The organism is Corallococcus sp. AB011P, from assembly GCF_003611605.1.
GTDB classification, from domain to species: Bacteria; Myxococcota; Myxococcia; order Myxococcales; family Myxococcaceae; genus Corallococcus; species Corallococcus coralloides.
Genome location: NZ_RAVX01000004.1, coordinates 477414 through 503580, shown reverse-complemented (window position 1 = coordinate 503580; position 26167 = coordinate 477414). Strand labels below are relative to the sequence as shown.

23 protein-coding genes are annotated in these 26167 nt (G+C 70.3%); 5 read left to right on the top strand and 18 right to left on the bottom strand.

Going from position 1 to position 26167, the window contains the following annotated elements; all coding sequences use genetic code 11:
• The first annotated feature begins 125 nt into the window (after positions 1–125).
• Positions 126–947 carry a hypothetical protein gene (locus tag D7X30_RS15225; protein ID WP_120563624.1) on the top strand — a complete coding sequence of 274 codons (822 nt, stop codon included), beginning with the start codon at positions 126–128 and terminating at the stop codon, positions 945–947.
• Complete coding sequence (locus tag D7X30_RS15220; protein WP_233591571.1) at positions 944–3442, top strand: kelch repeat-containing protein; 2499 nt, start codon at positions 944–946, stop codon at positions 3440–3442. The genes D7X30_RS15225 and D7X30_RS15220 overlap by 4 nt, the downstream gene beginning before the upstream one ends.
• A gap of 68 nt (positions 3443–3510) precedes the next feature.
• On the opposite strand, the gene D7X30_RS15215 is transcribed toward D7X30_RS15220, so the two are convergent.
• Both D7X30_RS15215 and D7X30_RS15210 read right to left on the bottom strand, forming a co-directional pair.
• Positions 3511–4743 (bottom strand): S8 family serine peptidase, encoded by a 1233-nt coding sequence (locus tag D7X30_RS15215; protein WP_120563623.1) that lies wholly within the window; start codon positions 4741–4743, stop codon positions 3511–3513.
• Positions 4744–4893: 150 nt separating this feature from the next.
• A complete protein-coding gene (locus tag D7X30_RS15210; RefSeq protein WP_120563622.1) occupies positions 4894–7041 on the bottom strand; it encodes a M13 family metallopeptidase in 2148 nt (715 codons plus the stop codon).
• 217 nt (positions 7042–7258) lie between these two features.
• Between D7X30_RS15210 and D7X30_RS15205 the strand changes: the two genes are divergently transcribed.
• The 3 genes from D7X30_RS15205 to D7X30_RS15195 all read left to right on the top strand — a co-directional run bounded on the left by D7X30_RS15205 (position 7259) and on the right by D7X30_RS15195 (position 11271).
• Positions 7259–7888, top strand: a complete 630-nt coding sequence (locus D7X30_RS15205) for a GNAT family N-acetyltransferase (RefSeq protein ID WP_120563621.1) — start codon at positions 7259–7261, stop codon at positions 7886–7888.
• A gap of 164 nt (positions 7889–8052) precedes the next feature.
• On the top strand, positions 8053–9573 hold the full coding sequence (locus D7X30_RS15200) for a CocE/NonD family hydrolase (RefSeq protein ID WP_233591570.1): 1521 nt from the start codon (positions 8053–8055) through the stop codon (positions 9571–9573).
• 90 nt (positions 9574–9663) lie between these two features.
• Positions 9664–11271, top strand: a complete 1608-nt coding sequence (locus D7X30_RS15195; RefSeq protein WP_120563619.1) for a hypothetical protein — start codon at positions 9664–9666, stop codon at positions 11269–11271.
• Positions 11272–11299: 28 nt separating this feature from the next.
• Here the strand turns inward: D7X30_RS15195 and D7X30_RS15190 are convergent, their stop codons facing one another.
• The 16 genes from D7X30_RS15190 to D7X30_RS15115 are packed head-to-tail and all read right to left on the bottom strand — an operon-like array spanning position 11300 to position 26163.
• Positions 11300–11731, bottom strand: coding sequence for an excinuclease ATPase subunit (locus D7X30_RS15190; RefSeq protein WP_120563618.1), 432 nt, complete (start codon positions 11729–11731; stop codon positions 11300–11302).
• 17 nt (positions 11732–11748) lie between these two features.
• Complete coding sequence (locus tag D7X30_RS15185; RefSeq protein ID WP_120563617.1) at positions 11749–12987, bottom strand: beta-ketoacyl-ACP synthase; 1239 nt, start codon at positions 12985–12987, stop codon at positions 11749–11751.
• Positions 12984–13715: a 3-oxoacyl-ACP reductase FabG gene (fabG, locus tag D7X30_RS15180; RefSeq protein ID WP_120563616.1), complete on the bottom strand. Its 732-nt coding sequence runs from the start codon at positions 13713–13715 to the stop codon at positions 12984–12986. Before fabG ends, D7X30_RS15185 begins: the two co-directional genes overlap by 4 nt.
• Positions 13708–14175 carry a hotdog family protein gene (locus D7X30_RS15175; protein ID WP_014398653.1) on the bottom strand — a complete coding sequence of 156 codons (468 nt, stop codon included), beginning with the start codon at positions 14173–14175 and terminating at the stop codon, positions 13708–13710. The genes fabG and D7X30_RS15175 overlap by 8 nt, the downstream gene beginning before the upstream one ends.
• Positions 14172–15353, bottom strand: a complete 1182-nt coding sequence (locus D7X30_RS15170) for a beta-ketoacyl-ACP synthase (protein ID WP_120563615.1) — start codon at positions 15351–15353, stop codon at positions 14172–14174. Before D7X30_RS15170 ends, D7X30_RS15175 begins: the two co-directional genes overlap by 4 nt.
• A 6-nt stretch (positions 15354–15359) precedes the next feature.
• Positions 15360–15929, bottom strand: a complete 570-nt coding sequence (locus D7X30_RS15165; protein ID WP_120563614.1) for a DUF3261 domain-containing protein — start codon at positions 15927–15929, stop codon at positions 15360–15362.
• Entirely contained in the window at positions 15917–17146 is a 1230-nt protein-coding gene (locus D7X30_RS15160) for an NAD(P)/FAD-dependent oxidoreductase (protein WP_120563613.1), read from the bottom strand. Before D7X30_RS15160 ends, D7X30_RS15165 begins: the two co-directional genes overlap by 13 nt.
• Entirely contained in the window at positions 17143–19440 is a 2298-nt protein-coding gene (locus D7X30_RS15155) for an MMPL family transporter (protein ID WP_120563612.1), read from the bottom strand. Before D7X30_RS15155 ends, D7X30_RS15160 begins: the two co-directional genes overlap by 4 nt.
• Positions 19430–20038: an outer membrane lipoprotein carrier protein LolA gene (locus D7X30_RS15150; RefSeq protein WP_120563611.1), complete on the bottom strand. Its 609-nt coding sequence runs from the start codon at positions 20036–20038 to the stop codon at positions 19430–19432. The genes D7X30_RS15155 and D7X30_RS15150 overlap by 11 nt, the downstream gene beginning before the upstream one ends.
• Positions 20035–20454: a thioesterase family protein gene (locus D7X30_RS15145; protein ID WP_120563610.1), complete on the bottom strand. Its 420-nt coding sequence runs from the start codon at positions 20452–20454 to the stop codon at positions 20035–20037. The genes D7X30_RS15150 and D7X30_RS15145 overlap by 4 nt, the downstream gene beginning before the upstream one ends.
• Positions 20444–22003: a histidine ammonia-lyase gene (gene hutH / locus D7X30_RS15140; protein WP_120563609.1), complete on the bottom strand. Its 1560-nt coding sequence runs from the start codon at positions 22001–22003 to the stop codon at positions 20444–20446. The genes D7X30_RS15145 and hutH overlap by 11 nt, the downstream gene beginning before the upstream one ends.
• Positions 21975–22922 carry an acyltransferase gene (locus tag D7X30_RS15135; protein ID WP_120563608.1) on the bottom strand — a complete coding sequence of 316 codons (948 nt, stop codon included), beginning with the start codon at positions 22920–22922 and terminating at the stop codon, positions 21975–21977. Before D7X30_RS15135 ends, hutH begins: the two co-directional genes overlap by 29 nt.
• The gene (locus D7X30_RS15130) at positions 22919–23656 is read right to left on the bottom strand and encodes a glycosyltransferase family 2 protein (RefSeq protein ID WP_120563607.1); all 738 of its coding nucleotides are present in this window, start codon (positions 23654–23656) and stop codon (positions 22919–22921) included. Before D7X30_RS15130 ends, D7X30_RS15135 begins: the two co-directional genes overlap by 4 nt.
• Entirely contained in the window at positions 23653–25362 is a 1710-nt protein-coding gene (locus D7X30_RS15125; RefSeq protein ID WP_120563606.1) for an AMP-binding protein, read from the bottom strand. Before D7X30_RS15125 ends, D7X30_RS15130 begins: the two co-directional genes overlap by 4 nt.
• Positions 25355–25906: a hypothetical protein gene (locus tag D7X30_RS15120; RefSeq protein WP_120563605.1), complete on the bottom strand. Its 552-nt coding sequence runs from the start codon at positions 25904–25906 to the stop codon at positions 25355–25357. Before D7X30_RS15120 ends, D7X30_RS15125 begins: the two co-directional genes overlap by 8 nt.
• Positions 25903–26163, bottom strand: a complete 261-nt coding sequence (locus tag D7X30_RS15115; protein WP_120563604.1) for an acyl carrier protein — start codon at positions 26161–26163, stop codon at positions 25903–25905. Before D7X30_RS15115 ends, D7X30_RS15120 begins: the two co-directional genes overlap by 4 nt.
• Positions 26164–26167 lie beyond the last annotated feature (4 nt).

Below are 26167 nucleotides of genomic sequence, written 5' to 3'. Positions count from 1 at the left end.
TGTATGGGGAATGCCTACCCGGAGTCGAAAGGTGTTCACTTGCTGTGCGTGCCCCCCTGTAGAGTCGTGGCTCGCGACGACGGGGGGACTTCATGCGCGCGCAGGAATCAGGCTTCGGGCTCCGGATGCGAAGGCTCGTGCTGGCGTGGCTCTTGGGGGTGGGGCTCGTGCTCGTTCCATCCGGGGCGCGGGCCGAGGAGCCGGGGCCCTTCCAGACGCAGGTGCGTGCGGCGCGCCAGCTCTATGACGAACTCGAATACGAACGCGCGCTGGCGGAGCTGTCCCGCGCCCGGCGGCATTCCTCGGGTGAGGCGGACGACGTGCTCCTGGCGCTCTACGAGGGCGTCATCCTGGCGGACCTGGGCCGGACGGAGTCCTCCAGCGCCGCCTTCCGGGTGGCCCTGCTGCTCCAGCCCGGGGCGGAGCTGCCCTTGAAGGTCTCGCCCAAGGTGGAGCAGCGCTTCGAGTCCGTGCGGCAGCAGGTGCTGCGCGAGCTGGCGAAGCAGGACGTGCGCGTGCCTCCGTTGGCTCCTCCGCCCGTGGCCACCGCGCCTCTTGATCCCGTCACGTCCGCGGACATGCGCGCCTCACCCGTGCCCGCCGCGCCGGAGGTCTCCACGTCAGCGACCGTGCGGAGCCGCGCGTGGATCCCCGCGACGGTGGGCGGGGTGCTGCTGGTGGGCGGTGGGGTGTCCTATCTCCAGGCCCGGAGCGAGCGCTCCCGGCTGCGGCGCGACGACGCCAGCATCGCGAACTCCCAGGACGTGGACCGGAGCGTGTCGCGAGGAAAGAGCTTCCAGACCGTGGGCCTGTTGCTCGCGGGGGCGGGTGTTGCGGGGCTGGGGCTCTCCGCGGGCATGTACCTGCTGGGCGGGCCCGCGGAGAAGGTGGGCCTTCAACTGGGGACGGACGGGACGTCCGCCTTCGTGTCCGGGAGGTGGCCGTGAACGCGCGCGCACTTCGCATCCTCTGGGTGGGCGGGCTGCTGGCCGCACTCTCTGGCTGCACCGACTTCGATCAGGAGAGGCGGGAGTTCTGCCTGCGCAACCCGGAGCGCTGCGGCGCCGACGCGGGAGAAACGGGCGACGCGGGTGATGGTCATGACGCGGGCACCGATGATGCTGGAACCGGTGACGCGGGCACGTCGCGGCCCCCTCTGTTCCTGGAGGCTCCCGCGGCGTCGAACTACGTGGAGGGCGGCGGACGGCTCACCTTCCGCGTGTCCGCGCAGGACCCCCAGGGCAGCGCGCTGCGCTTCACCTGGACCGCGAGCGTCGGGACGCAGGGGGCCGCGCAGGAGACGGCCACCACGAGCCAGATTGTGTGGACGGCGCCGCAGTGCCTGGAGCCCGGCATTGTCGCGTCGTTCACGGTGAGCGTCACCAACGCGCTGGACCTGTCGGCCGAGGCGTCCTTCGTCGCCGTCGGCATCCCGGACTGCCCCACGTGGCAACCGACGGGAATCCTGCTGAGGGGCCGCGTGTCACACACCGCCACGCTGCTGTTGTCGGGCCAGGTGCTGGTCACGGGACATGCGAGTAGCGCCGTCACGGAGTTGTTCGATCCCGTGACACTGACGTGGTTCACCTCATTGACCCTGACCCGGGCTCGCCAGGCGCACACAGCGACACTTCTGCCCTCAGGCAAGGTGCTGGTGACGGGAGGCGACGGGGGCGGCTCCACTACCGCCTCGGCGGAGCTGTATGACCCCAAGACGGGCACTTGGAGCGCCACCGGCTCCATGTCCATCGCCCGCTTCAATCACGCGGCGGCGCTGCTGCCGTCGGGCAAGGTGCTGGTGTCGGGGGGCTATACCTCGGGGGCGGGCCTCGCCTCGGCGGAGGTGTATGACCCCGCCACGGAGACCTGGAGCTCCACCGGCGGCATGGTGGGTGGTCGCTCCCTACACGCGCTCACGGTGCTGGCGTCGGGCAAGGTGCTGGTGACGGGGGGCTTCACCATGAGCGGCTCCCGCGCGGTGTCGGAGCTCTATGACCCCGCCACGGGCGCCTGGACCGCCACCGGAAGTCTGTCCTCGGATCGCTTCCGCCACACGACCACGCTGTTGCAGTCAGGCAAGGTGCTGGTGGTGGGAGGCCACAGCCTGATGGGCACGGGAACCCTCGCCACCGCGGAGCTCTACGACCCGGCCACGGGCGCATGGAAGGCCACGGGCAGCCTGCCCATGGGCATCAGCCAGCACACGGCGACGTTGCTGCCGTCGGGCAGGGTCCTACTCGCGGGAGGCCATCTGACGGACGGTAGGGAGTCCACCTCTGCGTGGCTCTACGATCCGGAGACGGAGGCGTGGACCTCGACCGTGGCGCTCAATGCTCCGCGCGGCTCGCACGAGGCCGTCCTGCTCACTTCGGGCAAGGTTCTGGCGGTGGGTGGCACGGATGGCACGACGTCCTCGCTCGCCACCGCGGAGGTGTATTCGCCGGGAATGGACACCTGGCGCGACACGGCCGCGCTGTCCACGGGCCGCGCCTCCAATGTGGCGGTGTTGCTGCCTTCGGGGGACGTGCTCGTGACGGGGGGGGCCTCGGCCACGGGCGCCCTGATGTCGGCGGAGCTGTTCAATCCGAAGAACGAGAGCTGGAGTTCCGCGGGGGAGATGCTCACCGCTCGCCAGTCGTTCGGGGCCACGCTGCTGCCGTCGGGCCGGGTGCTGGTCGCGGGGGGAACCAACGACAAGGGGCCGACGTCCGGGACGGAGCTATACGACCCGGCGACCCGCTCCTGGGCCTCCGCCGGCAACCTGTTCGCGCCCCGCTCGGAGCACGCGGTGACGCTCCTGCCGTCGGGCCGGGTGCTGCTGTCGGGCGGCGGCAGCCCCACTGCGCAGCACTACGACCCGGCGTCAGGGATCTGGGACTTCACCGGCAATCTGTCCACGGCCCGCTCGGGACATACGGCGACGCTGCTGCCTTCGGGCAAGGTGCTGGTGACGGGCGGGCGCGTGCTCGACAACCTGATCGCCACGGCGGAGCTGTATGACCCGGCGGATGGTACCTGGAGCAACACGGGAGGCATGGCGGTCACCCGGTACCGCCATACGGCGACGCTGCTTCCGTCCGGCCAGGTGCTGGTGACGGGAGGGCAGGGCGATGCCGGTATCCTCGCCACAGCGGAGCTGTATGACCCGGGCTCGGGCACCTGGACCCCTGCCGGCCGGATGTCCGTGGCGCGCAGTGCCCATACGGCCACGCTGCTGCCCTCGGGCCGGGTGCTGGTGACGGGCGGTGACAATCCAGCCCCGGGCCTTCTGTTCAGCACGGAGGTCTACGACCCGCGGACGCGCCTCTGGCGCGCGTCCGGGAGGCTCAGCGTGGGCCGGAGCAACCACGCGGCGACGCTGCTGCTGTCGGGCCACGTGATGGTCACGGGGGGCGAAGGTGATGCAGGCCCTGTGTCCGCCACGGAGCTCTTCACTCCCTGACCCGATGAAACACAACGGGCCGGGCGCGCACGCAGCGCACCCGGCCCGGAAGGTAACAGGCGGTTCTTTCAGCGCGAGGCGACGGGCTGCTGCGTCTCCGGCTTCGGCTCCACGGTGGCCTTGGCGGCGTCGATGGCGGCCTGGATGTCCAGCTTGCCGCCGGTGATGACCTTGCCCTTGAGGTCCGCGTCCTGCTCCACCGTCTTGAGGATGAGGTCGCGCACCTGCACGGCCGTCAGGTCCGGGTTCTCCGCGAACATGCGCGCGGCGGTGGCGGCCACCGTCGGCGTCGCCATGGAGGTGCCGCTCATCTCCTCCCAGTCATTGCCGGGCACGGTGCTGAGCACGTCCTCGCCCACGGCGGCCAGGTCCACCACCTTGTCGCCGTGCGACGAGAAGCGGGCCAGCTTGTCGTTGTTGCGGTCCATGGACGCCACGGTGAGGACGTTGGGCAGGTCCACGTTGGCGGGCATGTCCGGCACGTTGTTCATGTTGCTGCCGTTGCCGTTGGCCGTGGCCGCGAGCAGCAGGATGTCCGCGTCCGCCAGCTTCTGGATGGCGGCCTCCCAGCGCTTCTGGGACGCGGCGTCGCGGTAGGAGTCACCGAAGCTCGCGTTCGCGGCGCGGATGTTCACGCCGTGCTCGGTCTTCATCTTCACCAGGTAGTCCACCGAGCGCTCGAAGTTGGTGAGCAGGTCCGCGCCGTCGTACAGGCCGCCCACGCTCAGAATCTTCGCCTTGCCCGCGGCGATGCCGGTGTTGCCCTCGCCGTTGTCCTCGGCGGCGATGATGCCCGCCACGTGCGTGCCGTGGTCCGTGCCCTCGCCCTTGAACGGGTCGCCCTTGCCGGTGCCCACGTTGAAGCCGTGGATGTCATCCGCGATGCCGTTGCCGTCGTTGTCGATGCCGTCCCCCTCGACCTCACCGGGGTTCGTCCACATCGCGTCGTCCAGGTCCGTGTGCTTGTAGTCCACGCCGCCGTCGATGACCGCGATGACCGGCTCGCCCGTGAGCTTGGGCTTGGGCTGCGAAGGGTCCACCGGCTTCGTGTCGGCGACCTTGTTCGCGCCCGGCTTCACCGCGACGTTGGCGCCGCCGAAGGCAAAGGCCGACGCCGGCACGCTGGCGCCCGGAGTCGAGGGGCGGCCCGTCGGGCGGTCCACGAAGTTGGAGGGACGCGCACCCTGGGAGTCGAAGCCGTCACGCACCGTCAGGGGCTTCGCCTTGGGCGCCTGGGCGCGAGAGGTGGCCGTGTTGGCGGTGGGGGCGATGGAGGCGGGCGACTTGCGGTTGATTTCCATGGTGTTCCTCCGGGGGGATGAGGAGCGGCCTACTGACTCCTACATTGTCGCATCGCGCCTTTTTAAGTTTCGTCCCCAATGGTTTTTCAGGAGGACCCCCGGTGCACCGGACGCACGGCCTTCGTGCGCCCGGTGCGGGTGGGAAGCGGACTACCAGACCTTCACGCGCTGCTCCGGCGCCAGGTAGAGGCCCTGGCCCGGCTTCACGTCGAACGCCGGGTACCACGCGTCCAGGTTGCGCACGGTGGCGGCGCGGAACATGCCGGGCGAGTGCCCGTCCGTCACGAGCAGCCGGCGCAGCAGAGGCTCACGGAACTTGTTTCGCCACACCTGCGCGAAGCCCAGGAAGAAGCGCTGCTCACCCGTGAAGCCGTCCAGCGTGGGCGCGGGCTTGCCCTCCAGGGACATCACGTAGGCGTCATGGGCAATGGAGACGCCCGCCACGTCGGCGATGTTCTCGCCCAGCGTCAGCTCGCCGTTCACGTTCATGTCCGGCAGGGGCTTGTACGCGTTGTACTGCGCGGCCAGCGCCTTGCCCGCGGCCTTGAACTGCTCCAGGTCCTTGGGCGTCCACCAGTTGGACAGCTTGCCCTTCGCGTCGAACTGCGCGCCCACGTCGTCGAAGCTGTGGACGATTTCGTGGCCGATGACGGAGCCGATGCCGCCGTAGTTCACGGCCGGGTCGGCGTTCGGGTCGAAGAACGGGGGCTGGAGGATGGCGGCCGGGAAGATGATGGAGTTCTGCTGCGGCGAGTTGAGCGCGTTGACCTCCTGGGGCGTCATGAACCACTCCATGCGGTTCACGGGCTTGCCCAGCTTGGCCAGGTTGCGCTGGTGCTCGAAGAGCTCCGCGCGCTCCGCGTTGCCGAAGGCGTCTCCCTTGATGATTTCCAGGCCGGAGTAGTCACGCCAGGTGTCCGGGTGGCCAATGCCCACCTGCACCGTGCCCAGCTTCTCCTTGGCGCGGGCCTTGGTCTCCGGAGACATCCACGCGAGCGCGTCGATGTGGCGGCCCAGCGCGGCCAGGATGTTGCGCACCATCAGGTCCGCCTCGGCCTTGGCGGCGGGCGGGAAGTGCTTCTCCACGTAGCGCTTGCCCACCGCTTCGCCCATGGCGAAGTTGGAGAAGTTCACGCCGCGCTTCCAGCGGTCGCTCAGCTGCTGCGCGCCGGAGAGCGTCTTCCCGCTGAAGTCGAAGCCCGCGTCCACGAAGGCCTTCGACAGGTACGGGGTGCCCTGCATGATGGCGTGGAAGGCCAGGTAGTCCTTCCACGTCTGGAGGGGCTCGCTGCCCACCAGCTTCGCGATGCCGGTGATGGCGGACGGCTGCCAGACGATGAAGTCCTTTTGGGACGCGAGCCCGGCGCTCGCGAAGTACGCGGCCCAGTCCATGCCGGGCGCCTTCTTCGCGAAGTCCGTCTGCTTCCAGGGGTTGTTCACCTTCTCCACGTCCTGCGTGTCCTGCGCGGACCAGTGGGCCTGGGCGATCTTCGTCTCCAGGCCGAAGATGGCGCGGGCCTTCGCTTCCGCGTCGGGGATGCCGGCGTTCTTCAGCTGGGTCGCGATGTTCTGCTGATACTTCTCCCGCACCTCTTTGAATCGCGGCGTGTCCTTCAGATAGAAGTCGCGGTCCGGCAGACCCAGGCCGCCCTGGAGGAGGTACGCGGCGTAGCGGCTGGGGTCGTTCAGGTCCTCCGCCACCCAGAGGCCCAGGAGGCGGTCCGTGGTGGCCTGCCCGGTGTTGAGCGGATCCACGTCGCTGCGCAGCGTGGTGCCCAGGAGCGAGGCCAGGGCCTTGCGGTTGGCCACGGCGGCGATGCGGTCCAGCTCTGGCTTGAGCGGCGTGGCGCCCTTGGCCTCGATGGCGGCCTCGTCCATGAAGCTGGCGTAGAAGTCACCCAGCTTGCGCTCCTCGCTGCCAGCGGGGGCGTCCGACTTCGCGGCGGCCTCCAGGATGTCGCGCGTCTGCTTCGTGGCGTCCTCGGCCAGGCGCGTGAACATGCCGAAGGAGGAGCGGTCCGGCGGAATCACCGCGCCGTCCGCCCACTTGCCGCTGACGTATCGGTAGAAGTCATCGCCGGGGGCGACGGAGGTGTCCATGCCCGGCGTGTCGACGCCGAAGCTCCCGAAGTGCGGCTTGGGAGCGGCGGGGGCGGCCGGAGCCGGGGTGGCGGCGGCCTGGGCCGGCGGGGACTTCTCCGCGGGCGTGGTGGAGGCGCACGCGGTGATGAGCGCGGAAGCGCAGACGCCGAGCGTCATGCGCGCGGCGCCAAACGGCGGTCTGGAACGGAACGACATGGAGGCTCCTGGATGTGGCCCGTACGGGGTGGCGCACTCTGGCGCACGCGGGCGCGTCCCCAACAGCGCAAACGGCGGTTTCATCCCAGCCATTGCGTTCTGGACGTCCGGGCGCATTCGAGCTCCCGGGTTGGAACCCGGGGACGATGGCGCGGTGCGGTGTCCCGCCGGCCTCGAATTCTGATTACGGTCAGGGATTGAGCCATCCGGAGGGCCCATGACTCCCACCGCGTTTCGTCCTGCGTACACAGTCCAGACCGCGCACACCGTGCTCCGTTGCTGGTCACCGGCCGATGCGCCGCTGGCACTGCGCGCCATCGAAGCCAACCTCGAACACCTGCGTCCATGGATGGAGTGGGCGAAGCGCTATCCAATGAACGTCGCGCAGCAGGCCGGGCAGCTTCGCCGGATGCGCGGGCTGTTCGACCTGGGACAGGACTTCGCCTACGGCGTGTTCAGCCGCGACGGCTCCGAGGTCCTTGGAGGCACGGGCCTGCATCCCCGGGTGGGTGAGGGGGCCCTGGAGATCGGCTACTGGATGTCGGCCCGTCACACGGGCCGGGGGCTCGCGACGGAGATCTCCGGGGCGCTCACCCGCGTCGCCTTCGAAGTGGAGGGCGTGCGCCGGGTGGAGATCCATTGCGACCCCCGCAACGTCCGCAGCGCGGCGGTCGCCCGGAGGCTGGGATTCGTCCATGAAGGCACGTTGAGGCAGCGGCTCGTCGCACCCGACGGCACGCTCCGGGACACGATGATCTGGACCCTGCTCGCAGAGGAGTACCCCGCCAGCCCCGCCGCCGCGACCGTCGTCGAGGCCTTCGACGTGCTGGGACAGAAGCTGCTTTGAGATAACAAACATCGCGCTTGGTTTGGAATCCTGCTTGTTCTCGTCTGTGTATTGACTCGGGAGTCAACGGATCTCATATTGGCGGCGCGTCAACTACCCGCCGCCCCCGAGGTGTCTCGATGACGTTGAAACTCCCTGCGTGGTGCAAGCGTTTGCCAGTGGTCATGTTGTTCCTGTTGCTGCCGCTCACGAGCCTGGCCTTGCCGACCACCGGCTTCCGGTTCGTCGACATCCCCGGCAGCGACGGCACCGTCCTGAAAGCCAACTACATCGCGCCCACGACGCCGGGCCCGCATCCGGCGGTGGTCTTCATCTCGAGCTGGGGACTCAACGACCTGGAGTACCTGGCCCAGGCCAACGCGCTGGCGCAGAAGGGCTATGTGGCGCTGTCCTATACGCCGCGCGGCTTCTGGGCGTCCGGCGGTGGCATTGATACCGCCGGGCCGGCGGACATCGCGGACACGTCGCGCGTCATTGATTGGATGCTCGCCAACACGACCGCGAATCCCTCTCGTATCGGGCTCGCGGGTGTTTCGTATGGCGCGGGCATCTCGCTCATCGCCTCCGGCTTCGACTCGCGCGTGAAGGCGGTGGCGGCGCTCTCCGGCTGGTCGGACCTGGTGGCGTCGCTGTTCGGCGGGGAGACGCGGCGTCCGCAGGCAGTGGCGCTCTTGAACCTCGCCGCGACCCTGCTGGGCCGGCCTGGCCCCGAGCTGAGCACCACCATCAACGACTACTTCGCCAACCGGAACATCGAGTCCATCAAGGCCTGGGGCCGCGTGCGCTCGGCGGCCACGTACATCCAGCGCATCAACGCCAACAAGCCCGCCATCCTGATGGCCAATGCGTACGGCGACAGCCTCTTCCCGCCCAACCAGCTCGTGTCGTTCTACGGCCAGCTCGCGGGCCCCAAGCGGCTGGAGTTCGCGCCGGGCGACCACGCCGTCGTGGAGGCCACGGGCCTGTTGGGCCTGCCCAACGGCGTCTGGACCAGTGTGACGCGCTGGATGGACCAGTACGTCGCGGGCGTGGACACCGGCATCTCCCGTGAGGCGCCCGTCGTGCTGCGCACCTATGACGGCGACACGGAGGGCTATGCGTCCTGGGCCCAGGTGTCCACCGGCACGCAGCGCTTCGGGCTGGGCGCCATCCGCATCCTGGATGGCACCGGCACCCTGGGCGGCACGCCTTCATCGAGCGGCTCGCGGACCGTCTGGTCCGGCTTCGACACGAACGCCGACGCGGGCGTGGCGCTCCTGACCAACGGGCTCCAGGCGCTGACCGGCATTCCGCCCGTGGTCTGGCTGCCGGGCGTCAACCGCCTCAACGCGGGTGTCTGGACGTCGTCCCTCTCCACGAGCGGCATCGCCATCCGGGGCTCGGCCACGCTGCGCCTGCGTGTCACGCCCTCCACCGCGTCGGGCACGGTCGTCGCCTACCTGTACGACCTCCTGGGCGACTACGGCGGGCTCATCACCCACGTGCCCCTCACGTGGAAGAACGCGACGCCGGGCGTGCCGCTCGACCTGGACCTGGCGTTCCCCGCCACGGCCTACGACGTCCCCGTGCTGCACCGGCTGGCGCTCGTCGTGGATACGGAGGATCCGCTCTACCTGGACGCCAACACCACCGGCGCGACGCTGTCGCTCGGCGGGCCGTCCTGGTTGGACCTGCCGACGCGCTGACCTGACGCGTGACGGGGACGGAAGGGCGCTTGCAGGGCGCCCTCCGTCATTCCAGCGGGCGTGTCCGGTGTGTTAACGCTCCCGGCGCCCATGGGAACCGCCGTCTCGGAACGCACCCGCGTCGCCCTGCTCGTCCTCGCTGGCGGCGTGCTGGCCCTGTTGCTGTCGCACCATCCCGCCATCCTGTCCGGGCTGCGCCTGGTGCAGGGGGACGAGGGCGACGTGCGCTTCAACCACTACGTCCTGGAGCACGGCTGGCGCTTCGTGACCGGCGACCCGGCGCACGCGCGCTTCTGGGATCCGCCGATGTTCTTCCCGGAGCTCAACGTCGCCGCGTACTCCGACGTGCTCCTGGGCGTGGCCCCGTTCTACTGGGTGTGGCGCGCGCTGGGCCTTGGCGCGGACCTGTCCTGGCAGGCGTGGTCGCTCACCATGGCGGCGCTCAACTACGCCGCGGCGGTGTGGCTGCTGCGGCGCGGGTTTGGCCTGCGCATCTTTCCCGCCGTGGTGGGCGCGGTGCTCTTCACTGCCGGCGCGCCGCGCATCAACCAGCTCAACCACCCGCAGCTGGAAGGACAGTTCTTCGCGCTCCTCGCCGTGGGCGCGGTCATCGCGCTGACGAGGCCGGAGACGGACCGGCGGCGGGGGATTGCCTGGGCCGCGCTGCTGGTGGGCGCGTTCGTGGCCCAGCTCTACGCGGGCTTCTACTGGGGCTGGTTCCTCTTCTTCTTCCTGCTGCTGGCGTTCCTCGCCGGGCTCGCCTTCCGGGACACGCGCGGTCCGCTGCTGACGGCGCTGCGCCGCCACCTCCCGGCGCTCGCGGGCTTCGGAGTGTTGGGGCTGGCGCTGCTCGCGCCGCTCGTCCTGCACTCGAGTCAGGCCATTGGCACGGTGGGGCTGCGCACCTTCGCGGAGGTCTCACCCATGGTGCCGCGCTTCTGGAGCTGGTTCTTCGTGGGCCAGGACAGCTGGCTGTACGGGTGGACGAACGGCTTCTCCAAGTTCCAGCGCATGCCCGTGGCGTGGGAGCACCGCCTGGGCTTCGGCTTCGTCACCCCGGTGCTCGCGGGCATCGGCCTGTGGCAGGCGCGCTCACGGCCCGCGGTGCGGTTGCTGCTCGTCGTGGCGGTGGCCACCGTGGTGCTCTCGTCGCGCTACACCGGTGGCTACACGCCCTGGTGGCTCGTCTTCCACGGCGTGCCCGGCGCGGCGGCCATCCGGGCCCTGGCCCGCATCGGCATGTGGCTGCTGGTGCCCGCGGCCGTGGGGCTGGCCCTGTACCTCCAGCGGCAGTGGGAGTCCGGACGCGCGGCGCTGGCGGTGGGGCTGGGCGCGCTGTGCCTCCTGGAGCAGGGGCTCAACGGTCCCGTCTATGACCGGCACGAAGCCCGCGCGGACGTGGAGGCGGTGGCCGCGCGCATCGCACCTGGCTGCGCGACCTTCTTCTACGCGCCGACGTCCGGTGAGGCCCAGGATTGGAAATATCAACTGGATGCCGTGTGGGCGTCCGGCGAGCACGGGGTGCCCACGGTGAACGGCTACTCGGGCAACTCCCCGCAGGGTTGGAAGCTCCAGGACAACCGCCGCTTCAACGCGGAGGCCTCGGCGCGAATCGACCGCGACCTGGAGGCCTGGATGCGCTCGCGGAACCTGGCTCCGGAGAGTGTCTGCCGCATCGAGGTGCCCGCGCGGCGGTAGGGCCCGCCGCGCGGAACAACCATCAGGACTACTTGGCGATGGTGGCGTAGTCGCCCTTGAGCGCGACGCCGGTGACGAAGCTGCCGGCGTGGCACTCGATCTCGGTGGCGCTCTTGAACTCCACCTTCTTGTAGTAGCTCACGATGTTGACCACCGCGTTGGCGCCGTTCTTCTTCGCGCCGTCCTGCAGGGCGATGATCGCGGAGAGGGCGGCCCACTTGCAGGCGTAGTCGTCCGACTTGCCCACGCCGTTGGTCTTCTTGTTCGAGGTGTCGCTGCCCAGCGTCTTGAGCACGTTGGGGGTCTTCGTGCCAGCCATGTAGAACTTCACCGAGCCGTCCAGCTTCTGCTTTGCCTCGGGCAGGGCCATCACGTCCGCCAGCTTCACCTTCGTCACGGTGTCGCGCGCCAGGGCGGGGCTCGCGGCGGTCAGGGCCAGCAACAGGAGGGCTTTCTTCATGGCGAGGTCTCCAGGCATCAAGGCCAGCGGCGGAAGATCAACGACGTGTTGATGCCGCCGAAGGCGAAGTTGTTGCTCATCACCAGGTCCGTCTGCAAAGCACGTCCCTCACCCATGACATAGTCCAGGGGCGCGCACTTCGGGTCCACGGAGTCCGCCGTCAGGTGCAGCGTGGGCGCGAACCAGTCCGAGCGCATCATCTGGATGGTCATCCACGCCTCCAGCGCGCCGCAGGCCCCCAGCGTGTGGCCCATGTAGCTCTTGAGGCTGGAGATGGCGACCTTCTCCCCGAAGACGGTCTTCGTGGCCGCGCTCTCCGCCACGTCGCCCGTGTCCGTCGCCGTGCCGTGCGCGTTGACGTAGGGGATGGCGGACGCCGGCACGCCCGCGTCCTCCATCGCCAGCCGCATGGCCTCCGCCATGGTGTCCGCGTTGGGCTGCGTCACGTGGCGGCCGTCGCTGTTGGTGCCGTACCCCAGGAGCTCCGCGTGGATGGTGGCGCCGCGCGCCTTCGCGTGCTCCAGCTCCTCCAGCACCAGCGTGCAAGCGCCTTCACCCAGCACCAGTCCGTCGCGCTCGGCGTGGAAGGGGCGGGGGGACTGGTGCGGCGCTTCGTTGTGCTTGGTGCTGGTGGCGAAGAGGGTGTCGAACACCGCAGCGCCCGTGGCGTCCAGCTCCTCCGCGCCGCCCGCGAGCATCGCCACCTGGCGGCCCAGCTTGATGGCCTCATACGCGTAGCCGATGCCCTGGCTGCCGGACGTGCACGCGCTGGACGTGGTGATGATGCGCCCGGTGACGCCGAAGAAGACGCCGATGTTCACCGCCGCCGTATGGGACATCATCCGCAGGTACGTCGTCGCGGTGATGCCCTCCGTCGTCTTGTGGGTGATCATCTTCCCGAAGTCGCCCATGTTCTCCGGCGTCCCCGCGGAGGAGCCATAGGCGATGCCCATCTTCCCGCTCTTCACCAGCGGGCTGCCCAACAGGCCCGCGTCCTGGAGCGCCAGCTCGCTGGCCCGCGTCGCCATCAGCGCCACGCGGCCCATGGTGCGCGTCGTCTTGCGCGAGTACGCGGACGGCGGCAGCTCGAAGGGCAGGGCGGGCGCGCCCAGCCGCGTGTTCAGACCTTCGTACTGCTTCCAGGGCTCCATCACCTGGACGGCGTTCTGGCGCGCACGCAGCGCCGCCTCGACCGTCTTCCAGTCATGGCCCAGGGGGCTCAGCGCACCGACTCCGGTGACCACTACGCGCTTCATCCGATCATCCCCCCGTTCACCGAAATCACCTGCCGCGTGATGTAGCCCGCGTCCTCGGACATGAGGAAGGCCACCGCGGCGGCGACCTCCTCGGGCCTGCCCATCCGGCGGGCGGGAATGATTTTCAGCGCCTCCTCCAGGACCTCCGGAGGCACCATCTCCGTGTCGATGAGGCCCGGCGCCACGCAGTTGACGGTGATGTCTCGCTTGGCCAGCTCCACCGCCAGCGCCTTCGTCGCGCCGATGATGCCCGCCTTGGCGGCGCTGTAGTTCACCTGGCCCCGGTTGCCCATGATGCCGGACACGGACGACAGCGTGACGATGCGGCCCGGCTTCCTGCGGCGCACCATGGGCATCGTGAGCGGGTTGAGCACGTTGTAGAAGGCGTCCAGGTTGGTGTGGATGACGCCGTCCCACTCTTCCGCCGTCATCGCGGGGAAGGCGTTGTCGCGCGCGATGCCCGCGTTGCACACCACTCCGTAGTAGCAGCCGTGGGTCTCCACGTCCTGGAGCAGCGCGGCCTGCGTGGCAGCGCGGTCCGCCACGTCGAACTGGAGCACGCGCGACTCGCGGCCCGCCTCACGGACCTGGGCGGCCACCGCGTCCGCCTCCTCGCGCTTGCTGCGGCAGTGCACCACGACGTCGTAGCCGTCGCGGGCCAGGCGCAGCGCGATGGCGCGGCCGATGCCCCGGCTGGAGCCCGTCACCAGCACCGTCTTGTCACCCATCTGTGTTGCCCCTTCCCAGGTCCTGCCCCGGTTGCGGCTCGTAGACCGTCAGCGCCGCCGTGGCCACCTGCTCCGTCCCGATGCGCAAGGTGCAGTCGAACTGGCCCAGCCCGTTGTCCGCGGAGAACTGGCGGTGGACCTCGATGCGCAGGGTCTCGCCCAGCTTGAAGGTGGGGCGGCTGCACTCGTAGCGGCGCGTGCCCAGCAGGAAGCCCACCCGGGGCGTACCGCCGCGCTTGCGCGCATGCCACCCGGCCCACGCGGCCACGGCCTGCGCCATGTACTCGATGCCCACCCAGCCACCCACGACGCCGTCCGCGTAGAAGAGGCTGTCCTCGCGCACGGTGACCTCCGCGAGCAGCGAGTCCGCGTCGCCTTCCAGGACGCGGTCGAGCAGCCGCATGCGCCCCTGATGGGGCACCAGCTCCTCGACGGGCTGATCAATCACGATGCGCATCATGCGCGCTCCAGCACGAGGGCGGCGTTGCTGCCCCCGAAGGCGAACGAATTGCTCAGCACGCTCTTCACCGGGCGCCCCAGCGCCTCTCCCGGCTTCACCAGCGACAGCGCCGGCAGCGTCGAGTCCACGGCCCCATCCCAGAAGTGCCCGGGCAGCTTGCCGTGCGGATTGTCCACCAGCGTGAGGAACGCGAAGGCCGCCTCCAGCGCGCCCGCGGCCCCCAGCGTGTGGCCGGTGAGCGGCTTGGTGGAGCTGGCCTTCACGTCCGGCCCCAGCAGCGCGTGCACCGCGCGGGTCTCCATGGCGTCGTTCTGCGCCGTGGCGGTGCCGTGCAGGTTCACGTAGTCCACCTGCTCCGGCGCAAGCCCCGCGCGCTTCAGGGCCTCCTGGATGGCGGCCATGGCGCCCTTGCCGCCGGGCTCCGGCGCGGAGATGTGGTGCGCGTCGGAGGACTCGCCCCAGCCGGACAGGCGCACCGGCCCCGGTTCGCGAGTCATCAGGAACAGCGCCGCCGCTTCGCCGATGTTGATGCCATGGCGGTGGGCGCTCATCGGGTTGCAGCGCTCCTCGCTCACGGAGTCCAGCGAGCGGAAGCCCGCCACGGTGAAGCCGCACAGCGAATCCACGCCGCCCGTCAGCACCGCGTCCACGGTGCCCGTGCGCAGCATCCGCGCCGCGCTGGCCAGGGCCTTGGCGCTGGAGGAGCACGCGGTGGAGATGACATAGGCGGGGCCCCGGGTGCCCAGCACGTGCGCGAGCGCCAGCGCCGGGGAGCCCAGCTCCTGCTGCTGCAAATGGAAGCGGGGCGGCAGCTCGCCCGTGGCCAGGTGGCCGGCGATGGCCGCCTCCCCCTCACCGACGCCGGACGTGCTGGTGCCCAGCACCACCGCCACGCGCGAGGGACCGAAGCGGGCCACGGCCGCGTCAATCTCGGCGCGCACCTGCTCCAGCGCGGTGAGCAGGAGCGCGTTGTTGCGGCTGTGCTGCGAAGGGGGCAGGGCGTCCTGCGCCGCGAGCGGGGAAGTGACGACGCCCAGGTGCAGCGGACGGTCCGCGTACCCGGCATGCGAAGCGACGCCGGAGACGGTGTCCGCGAACAGCGCCCGGGCCACCTCCTGCTTCCCGGAGCCCAATGCGCAGACGAGGCCCAGCTGGTTGAGGAAGACAGGAGGAGGCATGGGGTGTCACTCGTCCGCGACGTGCGATTCGATGGTGAGCTGGTAGTGCTCGGAGTGGTTGGTGAGCTGCGTGCGCCCTTCCCAGCGCGGGGTGCCATCGTAGCGCACCGTCACCCATTCCCTGCCGTTCTTCGACAGGGTCCGCTGTCCCGGCCCATCCTCCAACGTCCAGCCCGCGGGCAGGGCGGCGCGCACGGCGTCGGCCGGCCAGTAGACGAGCTGAACGTCCCGCACGACCAGCGCGGAGTTGAACTGGGCGGGCAGGCGAGGGTCCCGCTCCTCGTCCAGGTGGCTGCCATCCCAGCGCAGGGTGAGGATGCGGTGCCCCATGGTCAGCCCGGCCAGTCGCATCTGGTCCGGGTCCACCTCCAGGAGGGCCTCCAGGGAGCGGGGGCCTCCGGGGTCCTGCTCGTGCGCGAAGACCAGCTGCTGCGCAAGGCTCACGGATGCCCCGAGGGCGGCGGGAGCCAGGCGCAGCTCCGGCAACGGCTCGCCAGGGGCGGCGGGCCGGGGCCGGGGCGGGGTGGTGCAGGCCACCAGCCCCGCGACGAGCAGTGCGGCGACTACGCCGCGCACAGTTCCTCGAGGACGGTCAGGCGCCGCTTGCTGTCCGCCACGTAGGGGTTGTTCTTGTCCCACGCGTAGCCCGCGAGGATGGCGGAGATCATCCGGCGCACGTCCTCCGACGGGTTCGGGTGGAAGATGATGTCCTGGAAGCCGCCCTCGTACCAGGACTCCACGAAGGTGCGGAAGGTGTCCACGCCCGCCTTGAGCGGCTTCGCGTAGTCGTTCTCCCAGTCCACCTTCTCCCCCGCGAACTCCCGGGCGATGCAGGCAGAGGCGAGGCTCGCGGACTTGAAGGCGATGGTGACACCCGAGGAGAACACGGGGTCCAGGAACTCGCCTGCGTTGCCCAGCAGCGCGAAGCCCGGGCCCCACAGCGACTTCACGTTGGCCGCGTAGCCGGTGAGCTTGCGCGCGGGCGTGTCCCAGACGGCGTCCTTCAGGAGGTTCTGCAGCGACGGCGCCTCCTTCACGATGGCCTGGAGCCGCTCCGTGTCCGTGCCGGTGTACTGGTCCAGGAACTCCTTCTTCGCGACCACGCCCAGCGAGCAGCGGCCGTCGGAGAAGGGGATGGTCCAGTACCAGACGTGCACGTGCTCCGGATGCGTCGTGACGCGGATCTTGTTCCGGTCGAAGGTGCCGAGCGGAACGTTGTCCACCACGTGCGTGAAGATGGCGCCGCGCACGGGGAAGTTGGACGGCGTCTCCAGGTTCAGCATGCGCGGCAGCACGCGGCCGAAGCCGCTCGCGTCCAGGAGGAAGCGCGCCTTCACCTGGTACGTCTCGCCTTCGGGAGAGCGCGCCGTCACCACCGGCTGCCCGCTGGAGAAGTCCACGGTCAGCACCTCGTGGCGGAAGCGCACGGTGGCGCCCTTCTTCTCCGCGGCCTGGGCCAGGATCTGGTCGAAGCGGGCGCGCTGCACCTGATAGGTGGTGGCCCAGCCGGGGGTGAACTTCTCGCGGAAGTCGAAGTCCGTGTACTTGCCGGCGCGCTCGAAGGCGGCGCCGTTCTTGTACTGGAAGCCCGCCTCCACCACGTCCTGGAGGAAGCCGGCCTCCTGGATGTACTCCATGCTCTGCGGCAGCAGGCTCTCGCCAATGGAGAAGCGCGGGAACTGCTCGCGCTCCAGCACGAGCACGTCACGGCCCTGCTTGCGAAGGAGGCCCGCCGCGACGGAGCCCGCGGGGCCCGCGCCGATGATGAGGATGTCCGCTGATTCAGTTTTCAATGTGTGGCTTTCCCGGGTGGAAGTCGGAAACAAGGGGTGAGGATCCAGATGGTGACCTCGCCCAGCAGCATGGCGAGGCCGAAGGAGCGCAGCGCGGGCGTGGCGGAGAGGCCCAACAGCCCGAAGGAGAGGAGCGTGCTCACGCCGGCCAGCGCCACCGCGAGCCACGCGGAGCCGTCACCGGGGTGCTCCAGGAGGAAGATGCCGTAGTCCACGCCCATGCCCAGGAGCAGCACCAGGCCGAGCACGGTGAAGAGCTGCAGCGGCGCGCCCACCCATCCGAAGATGGCGAGCGTCAGGAGCGTGCCCAGCACGGAGGGGATCCACGCGCGCCACGCCTGGCGGCCGAAGCGCGCCACCAGCGTGAGCAGCACCGCGACGTAGCCCGCGATGATGAGCCCGCCCATGATGCGGCGGTAGCGGCTGAGCAGGCCTGAAATCTCCGCGGTCTTGTCCACCCAGCGGACGCCCTCCAGGCCCTGGGCCACCTCTTCCAGACGGGGCAGCACCTTGGGGTCGTTGAGGCCGCGCAGCATGAGGACGCTGTATTGCGCCTGGCCCAGCGTCCCCAGCCACTGCTGCCGGATGGCCGCCGCGGCGGGCCCGGAGAGGAATTGCTTGGGCGTGAGCGGTTCCTGGGAGAACGCGGCGCGCGTGGGGGCTTCACCCGTGGATTCGCTGACGGCGGCGACCGCCAGGGCCTCCGCGCGGGCGCTCAGGGCCGCGTCCTCGCGCTGCTGTGCTTCGGACGGGAGCCAGTCGGACACGGCGCGGTAGCCCGCGAACACCTTCTCCGTGACCAGCGCGTCCAGCTTCGTCTTCAGCACGGCCTCGCGCGCGAGCACCTGTTCGTCGCTGTCGCCCTGCACCAGGAAGAACTGCGCCGGGCTGGGCAGCCCCAACAGGCGCCCCAGTTCGCGCTGATCCGCGATGAGGTTCGCGGGCGCGCCCTGCAGCTGGCGCAGGTCGTCCCGGGGCTCCAGCTTCCAGATGCCCACGGCCACCAGCACCGTGAGGACCGCGCCGGACAGCCACCACGCCGGGGTGGACGCGATGCGCGGCCAGCGGGTGATGGACGCGGAGAAGCGCTCCGCGAAGGAGGTGACGGGCAGGGCGCCGGTGTCCAGCGAGGGGAACCAGCACACCACGGTGAGGAACGCGGCGGTCAGCCCCGCGGCGGAGAACACCGCCATCTGCCGCAGGCCCGGGAAGGGCGCCACGCCCAGCGCCAGGTACGCCACCACGCTGGTGACGAGCGCGAGCACCATGCCGGGCAGGAGCGCGCGCATCACCGGCCCTCGCTCCGACGGGGCCTTGCCCTGGCGCGCGGCGAAGTAGTGGAAGCCGTAGTCCTCCGCCACGCCCACCAGGCTGGAGCCGAAGACGAGCGTGAGCAGGTGCACCCGGTCGAAGACGAGCGCGGTGACGGAGAGCGCCACCGCGCAGCCCAGCGTGAGCGACACGCCCACGAGGAGGATGGGCCGCAGCGAGCGGAAGGTGAGCCAAACGAGGATGAGCACCGCCGCCAGCGACCCGAAGCCGATGGTGGACATCTCCCAGCTCGCCTGCGCTGCGGCGGCCTCCGCGTACAGCGGCACGCCCGCGGCCACCAGCCGTCCGCCGGGCACCGCCGCCTCCACCTGCGAGCGCGCCCGCTCCACCGTGGTGGTGACGCGCGAGCCGTCCCCCAGCGCGAAGGCGGACACCTTGCTCTTCCACATGAGGAGCACCCACTCGCGCCCCTCGCCGGACAGCCACATCCGTCCGTCGCGGGGCCGGGCGGACGTCTCCGCCGCGCGGGCCTGCCACCAGTCCTGCCACAGGCCCAGCGGATCCGCGTTCCAGTCCGTCAGCCGCGCGCCCGCGGGCTGGTACAGCTTCATCAACGCCGTGCCGCCCAGCTCCTCCGGCGTCGCGCGCGACAGCCACTGGCGCTGCGCGGGCGTGAGCAACCGGTCGCGATAGGGACGGTAGAAGTCCACCGCCTGCTCCAGCGCGGACGTGTCCACCACCGCCGGCTCCAGCAGGTCCGAGGCCTCCGTGAGCACGCGCGTGGCCTCGTCCGCGGCCTTCTGCGCGGACGGCCAGTCGTTGGCGCCCACCAACAGCACCACCTGCCGGCCGGCTTCGTCCGCGAGCTTGCGCGTGGCGGCGTCCACCTCTGGTGCCTGCTCGTCCTCCGGCAGGAGCGCGAGCACGTCCGTGTCCAGGCTCGCGGAGCGCCAGAACTGGACCTGGTGCACACCCACGGCGAGCACCACCAGCGCCCACAGGATGGCCAGCTTATTTGCCAAGGCGTTCCGCTTCCGTGGCGTCGGGAGGAGGCGTCTGCGCGAGCTGCTCGAACGTGATGACGCTGCTGTCGCCGCGCGTCTCGTCCAACTGCACCTGGCGCACGTACCCGTCCCCCTCCAGGTGGATGTGCTTGAAGACGCGCGCGAGCCCCGCGTCCGTGGGCGTCAGCTCCAGCTTCCAGCCGGCGGTGCCCACCAGCTCGCCCTCCACCTTGAAGCGCTTCTGGAGCGCCGCGACGTCGCCCGACAAGAGCGCGAAGAGCAGCTCGTTCACCGCCGCCAGCGCGGGCTCCTTGGTGGAGTCCAGGTGGTACGCCGCGCCGCCCGTGGCCTGCTGCGCGCTCAGCGACTTGCGCGTGAGCGTCAGCGTGGAGGCGAACGGCGTGCGCGTGTTCCAGAGCACGCCCTGGTCGCGGGCGAGGAGGAAGTCCCCCTTGGACACCAGCGGCTTCTTGAAGCCCGCCACGGTCTTCTTCTGTTCGAACTGACCGCGCACCAGCGGCGCGTCCACCAGGCGCGCGCGTACGTCCTTCACCAGGTCCGCGGCGTGGGCGCTCAGGGATAGCAGCGACAGCATCAACACGAGCAAGGGCTTCATCCCGGCCACACTCCCAGCTTCTTCCAGAGGACTTCCGGGCAGACGTATTCCATCTCGCCTGTCTTCAAGGACACCGCGACCTGGATGGTGTGGGCCTGATTCACCTTGCGGCCGGTGTCCGCGTCGCGCAGCAGGTAGTCGAAGCGCAGCCGGTTCTCCCACTCGGTGATTTCGGCGCGCACGATGATGCGCTGCTTGTAGGAGATGGGAGAGACGTACTTGAGCTTCATCTCCACCACGGGCCAGCCGTAGCCGGACTCGCGCATCTGCGGCCAGTCGTAGTCGTGCTTGCGCAGGATGACGGCGCGCGCCAGCTCCAGGTACTTCACGTAGTGCCCGTGCCAGACGATCTCCATCATGTCGAGGTCGTGGAAGGCCGGGTCGATCTCCAGCTCGCAGCTCAGGTCAGGCTTCATGCAGGCTCCACTCCCGACGGCGGATGGCGGTGAGCAGGCCCTGCAGCTCACCGTCCAGCGCCCGGTCCTCCACCAGCAAGGGGATGCGTGCCTCCAGGTCCGCGTGCATCGCGGCCATCGCGGGGCCGGGCTTCGCGTCCGCGTCCAGCCGCTGGCGCAGGGTGACGCCCTGGCGCGCGGCGATGAGCATGGCCGCGGCCACCTGCTCCGTCAGCTCCAGCACGCGCAGGCAGTCGCGCGCGGCGATGGTGCCCATGCTCACCTTGTCCTGGTTGTGGCACTCGGTGGAGCGGGAGAAGACGGACGCGGGCATGGTCTGCTTCAGCGCTTCCGCGGTCCACGCGGAGACGCTGATCTGCGCCGCCTTGAGGCCGTGGTTGATGGCCGCGCGGGCGCCGGTGGACGCGGAGAGGTTCGCGGGCAGCCCGTGGTTGAAGCGCGGATCCACCAGGAGCGCCAGCTGCCGGTCCAACAGGTCCGCCACGTTGGCCACCGCGTTCTTCAGCCCGTCCATGGCGAAGGCGATGTGGCCGCCGTAGAAGTGGCCGCCGTGCAGCACCCGCTCGCCGTCCGGGTCGATGAGCGGGTTGTCGTTGGCGCTGTTCAGCTCGTTCTCGATGAGCGTGCGGAAGTACGGCAGCGCGTCCTCCAGCACGCCGATGACGTGCGGCGCGCACCGCAGCGAGTACCGGTCCTGGAGCCGCTGCTCGTTGCGCGGAGGCCGGTCCGTGACCAGATCCGCGCGCAGCCGGGCCGCGACGCGCTGCTGGCCCGCGTGGGGCTTCGCCGCGAAGAGCGTCTCGTCGTAGTGGTGCGCGTTGCCGGCGCTCGCCAGCACGTTGAACGCCGTGAGCCGCGTGGAGAGCCGCGACAGGTACTCCGCCCGCTCCCACGCCAGGCACGCCAGGGCCGTCATCACGGCGGTGCCGTTCATGATGGCCAGGCCTTCCTTCGGCCGCAGCTTGAGGGGCGTGATGCCCAGCTCCTTCAGCACCTGCGCCGCGGGCTTGCGCTCGCCCCGGTGCCACACGTCGCGCTCGCCGCAGAGCACCGCCGCCACGTAGGACAGGGGCGTCAGGTCGCCGGACGCGCCCACGGAACCTTCCGCCGGAATCATGGGCAGCACGTCGTGCTGGAGCAGCAGCTCCAGCTGGGTGAGCAGCGGCACGCCCACGCCGGAGAAGCCCTGCGACAGCGACGCCAGCCGCGTGGCCAGCACCGCGCGCGTCTCCTCCGGGGTGAGGAACCGGCCCGCGCCGATGCCGTGGTACGTGTAGAGGTGGTGCGGCAGCTCCGCGATGAGCGCGGGCGGGATGGACACCGTCACGGAGTCGCCGTAGCCGGTGGTGACGCCGTAGATGACGCCGTCCTCCGCCAGCAGCCGGTCCAGGAACGCGGCGCCCTTGGCGATGCGCTGGCGGAAGGCGGGGGCCGTGCCCAGCTCCGCGGGGCGCTCGCGGCGCGACAGGGCGCCCACGTCCTCGAGCGTCAGCCGCCCGCCGTCGAAGCGGACCGGGGTGTCAGATAGTTGGGGGCTTCGCGGAGACATTCACCTGATCCCAGAAGGGAAAGAAGTTGAACCAGTCGTAGGGCGCGCGCTGGAGGAGCGACGTCACCCGGCCTGCGTAGTGCTGGGCGCAGTCGGTGAGCGCCTGCTCGCGCTTGCCCCGGGGCAGCACGACGCGCTCGAAGAGGCGCTCGAAGTGGATGGTGTAGCTGTCGCCCTCATGGATGCAGCCCAGCAGATAGAGCGGACACTTGAGCAGCGCCGCCAGCACGTAGGGGCCCACCGGAAATGGCGCCGGGTGGCCGAGGAAGTCGACGCGCACGGTCTGGCTGGCATTCACCGGAATGCGGTCGCCCGCGATGACCACGAACTCGCCGGCCTCCACGCGCTCGTTCAGCGCGACCGCGGTGGCGGGGCCCATGTCCGTGACCTCCATCAGCCGGAAGTCGTTCTCCGGGTTGAGCCGCTTGAGCAGGCGGTTGAACTGCTCCGCGTGCCGCGTGTGCACCAGGATGTTGAGCTTCACCTCGCCCCGGCGCTCCGCCATGGTGCGGCACAATTCCAGGCAGCCCATGTGCGCGGTGACGATGATGCCGCCCCTGCCGGACTTCGCCACCTCGTAGAACTCCTCGCGGCCCTCGGTGCGGACGCTCTCGAAGCGGTAGCGCCCGCTCACCGCCAGCAGCTTGTCCAGCATGGTCTCCGCGAACATCAGCACGTGGCGCACGCTGTCGCGCCAGTGGGGCGTGTGCCCCAGGGCCCCCGTGGCGGTCTGCATCCGCTCCAGGTACTGGCGCGACGCCTGACGCAGCGCCGGACGCCTGAGCCAGTTCACCAGCACCACCGGGTAGAGGCAGACGCGGAAGGGCCAACGGCCCAGCAAGCGGTGGATCCAGTAGAGGATCCAGATGCCGGCCACGAAGGTGGTCTCCCCCATCTCCGCCCAGTGGCGGGACTTCATTTCGCCACCTTGCGCCAGAGCAGCACCGGCAGCCGTCCCAACATCCCGAAGAAGAGCCGGGCGTGCATGCCGGAGATGCGCACGTTGTCCCAGAGCACGTCGAAGTGGGAGATGCCGTCGGTGGGGTAGCGCACCTGGGTGGGCTGGTTGAGGATGCGCATGCCGCGCCAGAACAGGCGCACCAGCACCTCCACGTCGAAGTCCATCCGCTTGCCGATTCTCACCGAGTCGATGAGCGCCACGGTCGGCTGCAGCGGATACACGCGGAAGCCGCACATGGAATCGCGGATGGCGAACGACAGCGTGTTGATCCACACCCAGATGTGCGTGGCGTAGCGGCCGTAGAGCCGGCCCTTGGGCACGGACTCGTCATAGACGGGCGTGCCGCACACCATCATGTCCGGCTGCGCCTTCGCCAGCGCCAGGAAGCGCGGGATGTCGTTGGCGTTGTGCTGGCCGTCCGCGTCGATTTGCAGCGCGTGGCTGTAGCCCCGGGAGAGGGCCGCGCGCAGGCCCGCCATCATCGCGCCGCCCTTGCCCTCGTTCTGGGGCAGGCGGACCACCTCCACGTGCTCGCTGTCCTCGCGCGCCAGACTGTCCAGCACCGCCGCGCAGCCGGGCTCGCTGCCGTCGTCCACCAGCACGCAGGGCAGCCCGTGGCTGCGGACAGCCTTCACCACCGCGCCCACGGCCTCGCCGTGGTTGTAGACCGGAATCACCGCGCAGACCTTCATCCTGCCCCTCCCCCCAACACGATGCGGCCACTGGCGTGCGAGCCCGCGGCCGACGTCAACTTGAACCCCAGCCGCCCGGACTCCTTCGCCCAGGTGAGCTCCAGCGTCAGCAGCGTGCCGGGCGGAATGACCTGCTGGAACTTCAGCGTCTCGATGCGGAGGAAGTCCGGCGGCAGCGCGAAGTGCTCACGCCCCAGGAGCAGCGACCACTCCACCTGCACGACGCCGGGCAGGATGGGCGAGCCCGGGAAGTGCCCCTCGAAGTAGGGCGAGTTCGCGGGGACCTCCACCGCCAGCAGCACGCGCTCCTCGGAGCGCTCCAGCACGCGGAACGGGGGACGCTTCGGGTCGAAGAGCGCGGCGAGCGCCGCTTCGGTGGATTTGCCCTGGGAGTTGACCGGCATGGCCTCCAGATACCGGAACCGGCGCGGCAAGGCACTGGACTCGAAATGCGGGGCCAGCTTCTCGCGCAGCGCCTGGCTCAGGGACCGCCTGCCCCCCGACTCCTGGAGCCGCCAGCCTTCCGCGTCCGGCACCCCCACCACCGCCAGGATGACCCGGTGGCCCTCCGTGAGGGGCAGCACCCGGGCCTCGCGCAACAGGCCCCCGGCCACCAGCATCCGCTCCATGGCGGAGAGCGACACGCGCTTCTCCTCCAGCTTGAGCAGCCGGTCGCGGCGCCCCAAGAGCTCGAAGCCGCCGGGCACGGGCCGCGCGCGGTCCTCCGTGGTGAACCACCCGCCCGGAGGCAGGTCCAGGTGCGGGGAGCGGACGCAGAGCGCGTCCTCGTCCGCGCGGACCTCCACGCCCGGCATCGTGCGCCAGGATGCGCTGTCGTCCGTGTCGCGCCGGCGCCACGCGACGCCGCCCGTCTCCGAGCTGCCGTAGACTTCCACTGGCGCCCGGCCCAGCAGGTCGCGGCAGGCCTGGAGTGCTTCGGGGGTGAGCGGCCCACCGGAGGAGAACAGCCCGCGCAGATTCCCGCGCACGGCCGCCCAGTCCAGCGTGGCCGGCAGCCGCTTCAGGTGCGCGGGGCTCGCCACCAACAAGGAGGGGCCCGCCTGGAGCGCGGCCAGGATGTCCTCCGGATAGGGCAGGGCGTGCGCGTCGAACGGGCGGCCGGACGTCAGCGGCCACAGCACCCGGAACAGCAGGCCGTAGATGTGCTGGTGCGACACGGTGGCCAGCACCGGCACGTCCCCCACGGCCTCGTCGAACAGCCGGCCCAGCGTGGCCACCTCGCTGGACAGCTGCGACAGGCGCTTGGGGATGGCGGTGGGCTCTCCGCTGGAGCCCGACGTGTAGACGACCAGCGCGGCGAGCTGGGGCGACAGCGGCTGGAACGCGGCGGCGGTCCCGTCCTCGTTCACCGCGGGCGCGAGCGGCCCCTGGCCCTGGGGGGCCCGGCCCGCGAAGCCGTCCACGTGGGCCTTCAGCGCGTCCAGCGTGGCGGGGCGCGCGTCCGCGGGCAGGTACACGCACGCGCCCGCGTGCCAGGCGCCCATCAGCGCGGTGGCGAACTCGAAGGTGTCCTCGGTGAAGAGGGCGTAGCGCTGGCCGCCATGCGCCGCGAAGGCCGCGCGCCAGCCGGCGACCCGGGCGCGGAACGCACCGAAGTCCCGCACGCCGTCCTCGCTCCGGGCCACGGGGTGCCCGGCGGGACGGCCGTGGACGAGGAGGGTTTCGAGCGCGAGCGGCTCAACCATGGGCGTGCCGTGCGCGCACCCGCTGCCGCACCACCCACTCGCCCGCGAACAGCAGGCCCATGAGGCCGTAGGCGATGAGGCCGTTGTAGAGCGCCCAGGTCGCGTCGCTCGCGAAGAGCGCCGTGGTGAGCGCGAGCGCGCCGTTGAAGACGAAGAAACCGCACCATACCTGCGTCACCCGGCGCGTGTAGGCCACGCCCGACGGCGGCAGGTCCTTCTCCCGAAGCCGCGCCAGCCGCTCAATCACGCTGGGCGGATACACCAGGCTGGTGAGGAATACGGTGAGGAGCACCGCGTTCACCAGCACCGGGTAGAGCTTCAGGGGCAGGGCGTTGTTGCCCAGCATGCTGGAGCCCGCGAGCACCAGCGCGCCCACCGCGGCCGCGAGCCACATCTTCTCCCGCGTGGCCACCGCGCGCACCACCGCCATGGCCGCCAGAGGCAGCGCCATCCAGCGGGGCTCGAAGTGGCCCAGGCCCAGATAGACGAGCGGCGGGTAGGCGAGGCTCAAGAGCCCCAACAGCACCGGACGCAGACGTTTCACGCCGCGGCGGAGTCGCTGCCGAGCAGACCGTACAGCGCGTCCACCACGTCCTGGATGGTGCGCACGGAGCGGAAGACCTCCGGCGGAACGCGCTGGCCCGTCACCGGCTTCAGGCGCACCAGCAGGTCGATGGCGTCAATGCTGTCGATGTCGAGGTCGTCGTGCAGCCGCGCCTCCGGGACAATGCGGGACGGCTCGATGTCGAAGGTTTCCTGGAGGATGGCGCTCAGGCGCTCGAACAGCTCGTGCTTGGTCATGGGG

Bases quoted from the DNA above. Each gene is read 5' to 3' on its own strand.
- D7X30_RS15225 (WP_120563624.1), top strand. From the start codon at position 126: ATGCGAAGGCTCGTGCTGGCGTGGCTCTTGGGGGTGGGGCTCGTGCTC.
- D7X30_RS15215 (WP_120563623.1), bottom strand. From the start codon at position 4,743: ATGGAAATCAACCGCAAGTCGCCCGCCTCCATCGCCCCCACCGCCAAC.
- D7X30_RS15210 (WP_120563622.1), bottom strand. From the start codon at position 7,041: ATGTCGTTCCGTTCCAGACCGCCGTTTGGCGCCGCGCGCATGACGCTC.
- D7X30_RS15205 (WP_120563621.1), top strand. From the start codon at position 7,259: ATGACTCCCACCGCGTTTCGTCCTGCGTACACAGTCCAGACCGCGCAC.
- D7X30_RS15200 (WP_233591570.1), top strand. From the start codon at position 8,053: ATGTTGTTCCTGTTGCTGCCGCTCACGAGCCTGGCCTTGCCGACCACC.
- D7X30_RS15195 (WP_120563619.1), top strand. From the start codon at position 9,664: ATGGGAACCGCCGTCTCGGAACGCACCCGCGTCGCCCTGCTCGTCCTC.
- D7X30_RS15190 (WP_120563618.1), bottom strand. From the start codon at position 11,731: ATGAAGAAAGCCCTCCTGTTGCTGGCCCTGACCGCCGCGAGCCCCGCC.
- D7X30_RS15185 (WP_120563617.1), bottom strand. From the start codon at position 12,987: ATGAAGCGCGTAGTGGTCACCGGAGTCGGTGCGCTGAGCCCCCTGGGC.
- fabG (WP_120563616.1), bottom strand. From the start codon at position 13,715: ATGGGTGACAAGACGGTGCTGGTGACGGGCTCCAGCCGGGGCATCGGC.
- D7X30_RS15175 (WP_014398653.1), bottom strand. From the start codon at position 14,175: ATGATGCGCATCGTGATTGATCAGCCCGTCGAGGAGCTGGTGCCCCAT.
- D7X30_RS15170 (WP_120563615.1), bottom strand. From the start codon at position 15,353: ATGCCTCCTCCTGTCTTCCTCAACCAGCTGGGCCTCGTCTGCGCATTG.
- D7X30_RS15150 (WP_120563611.1), bottom strand. From the start codon at position 20,038: ATGAAGCCCTTGCTCGTGTTGATGCTGTCGCTGCTATCCCTGAGCGCC.
- D7X30_RS15145 (WP_120563610.1), bottom strand. From the start codon at position 20,454: ATGAAGCCTGACCTGAGCTGCGAGCTGGAGATCGACCCGGCCTTCCAC.
- hutH (WP_120563609.1), bottom strand. From the start codon at position 22,003: ATGTCTCCGCGAAGCCCCCAACTATCTGACACCCCGGTCCGCTTCGAC.
- D7X30_RS15135 (WP_120563608.1), bottom strand. From the start codon at position 22,922: ATGAAGTCCCGCCACTGGGCGGAGATGGGGGAGACCACCTTCGTGGCC.
- D7X30_RS15130 (WP_120563607.1), bottom strand. From the start codon at position 23,656: ATGAAGGTCTGCGCGGTGATTCCGGTCTACAACCACGGCGAGGCCGTG.
- D7X30_RS15125 (WP_120563606.1), bottom strand. From the start codon at position 25,362: ATGGTTGAGCCGCTCGCGCTCGAAACCCTCCTCGTCCACGGCCGTCCC.
- D7X30_RS15115 (WP_120563604.1), bottom strand. From the start codon at position 26,163: ATGACCAAGCACGAGCTGTTCGAGCGCCTGAGCGCCATCCTCCAGGAA.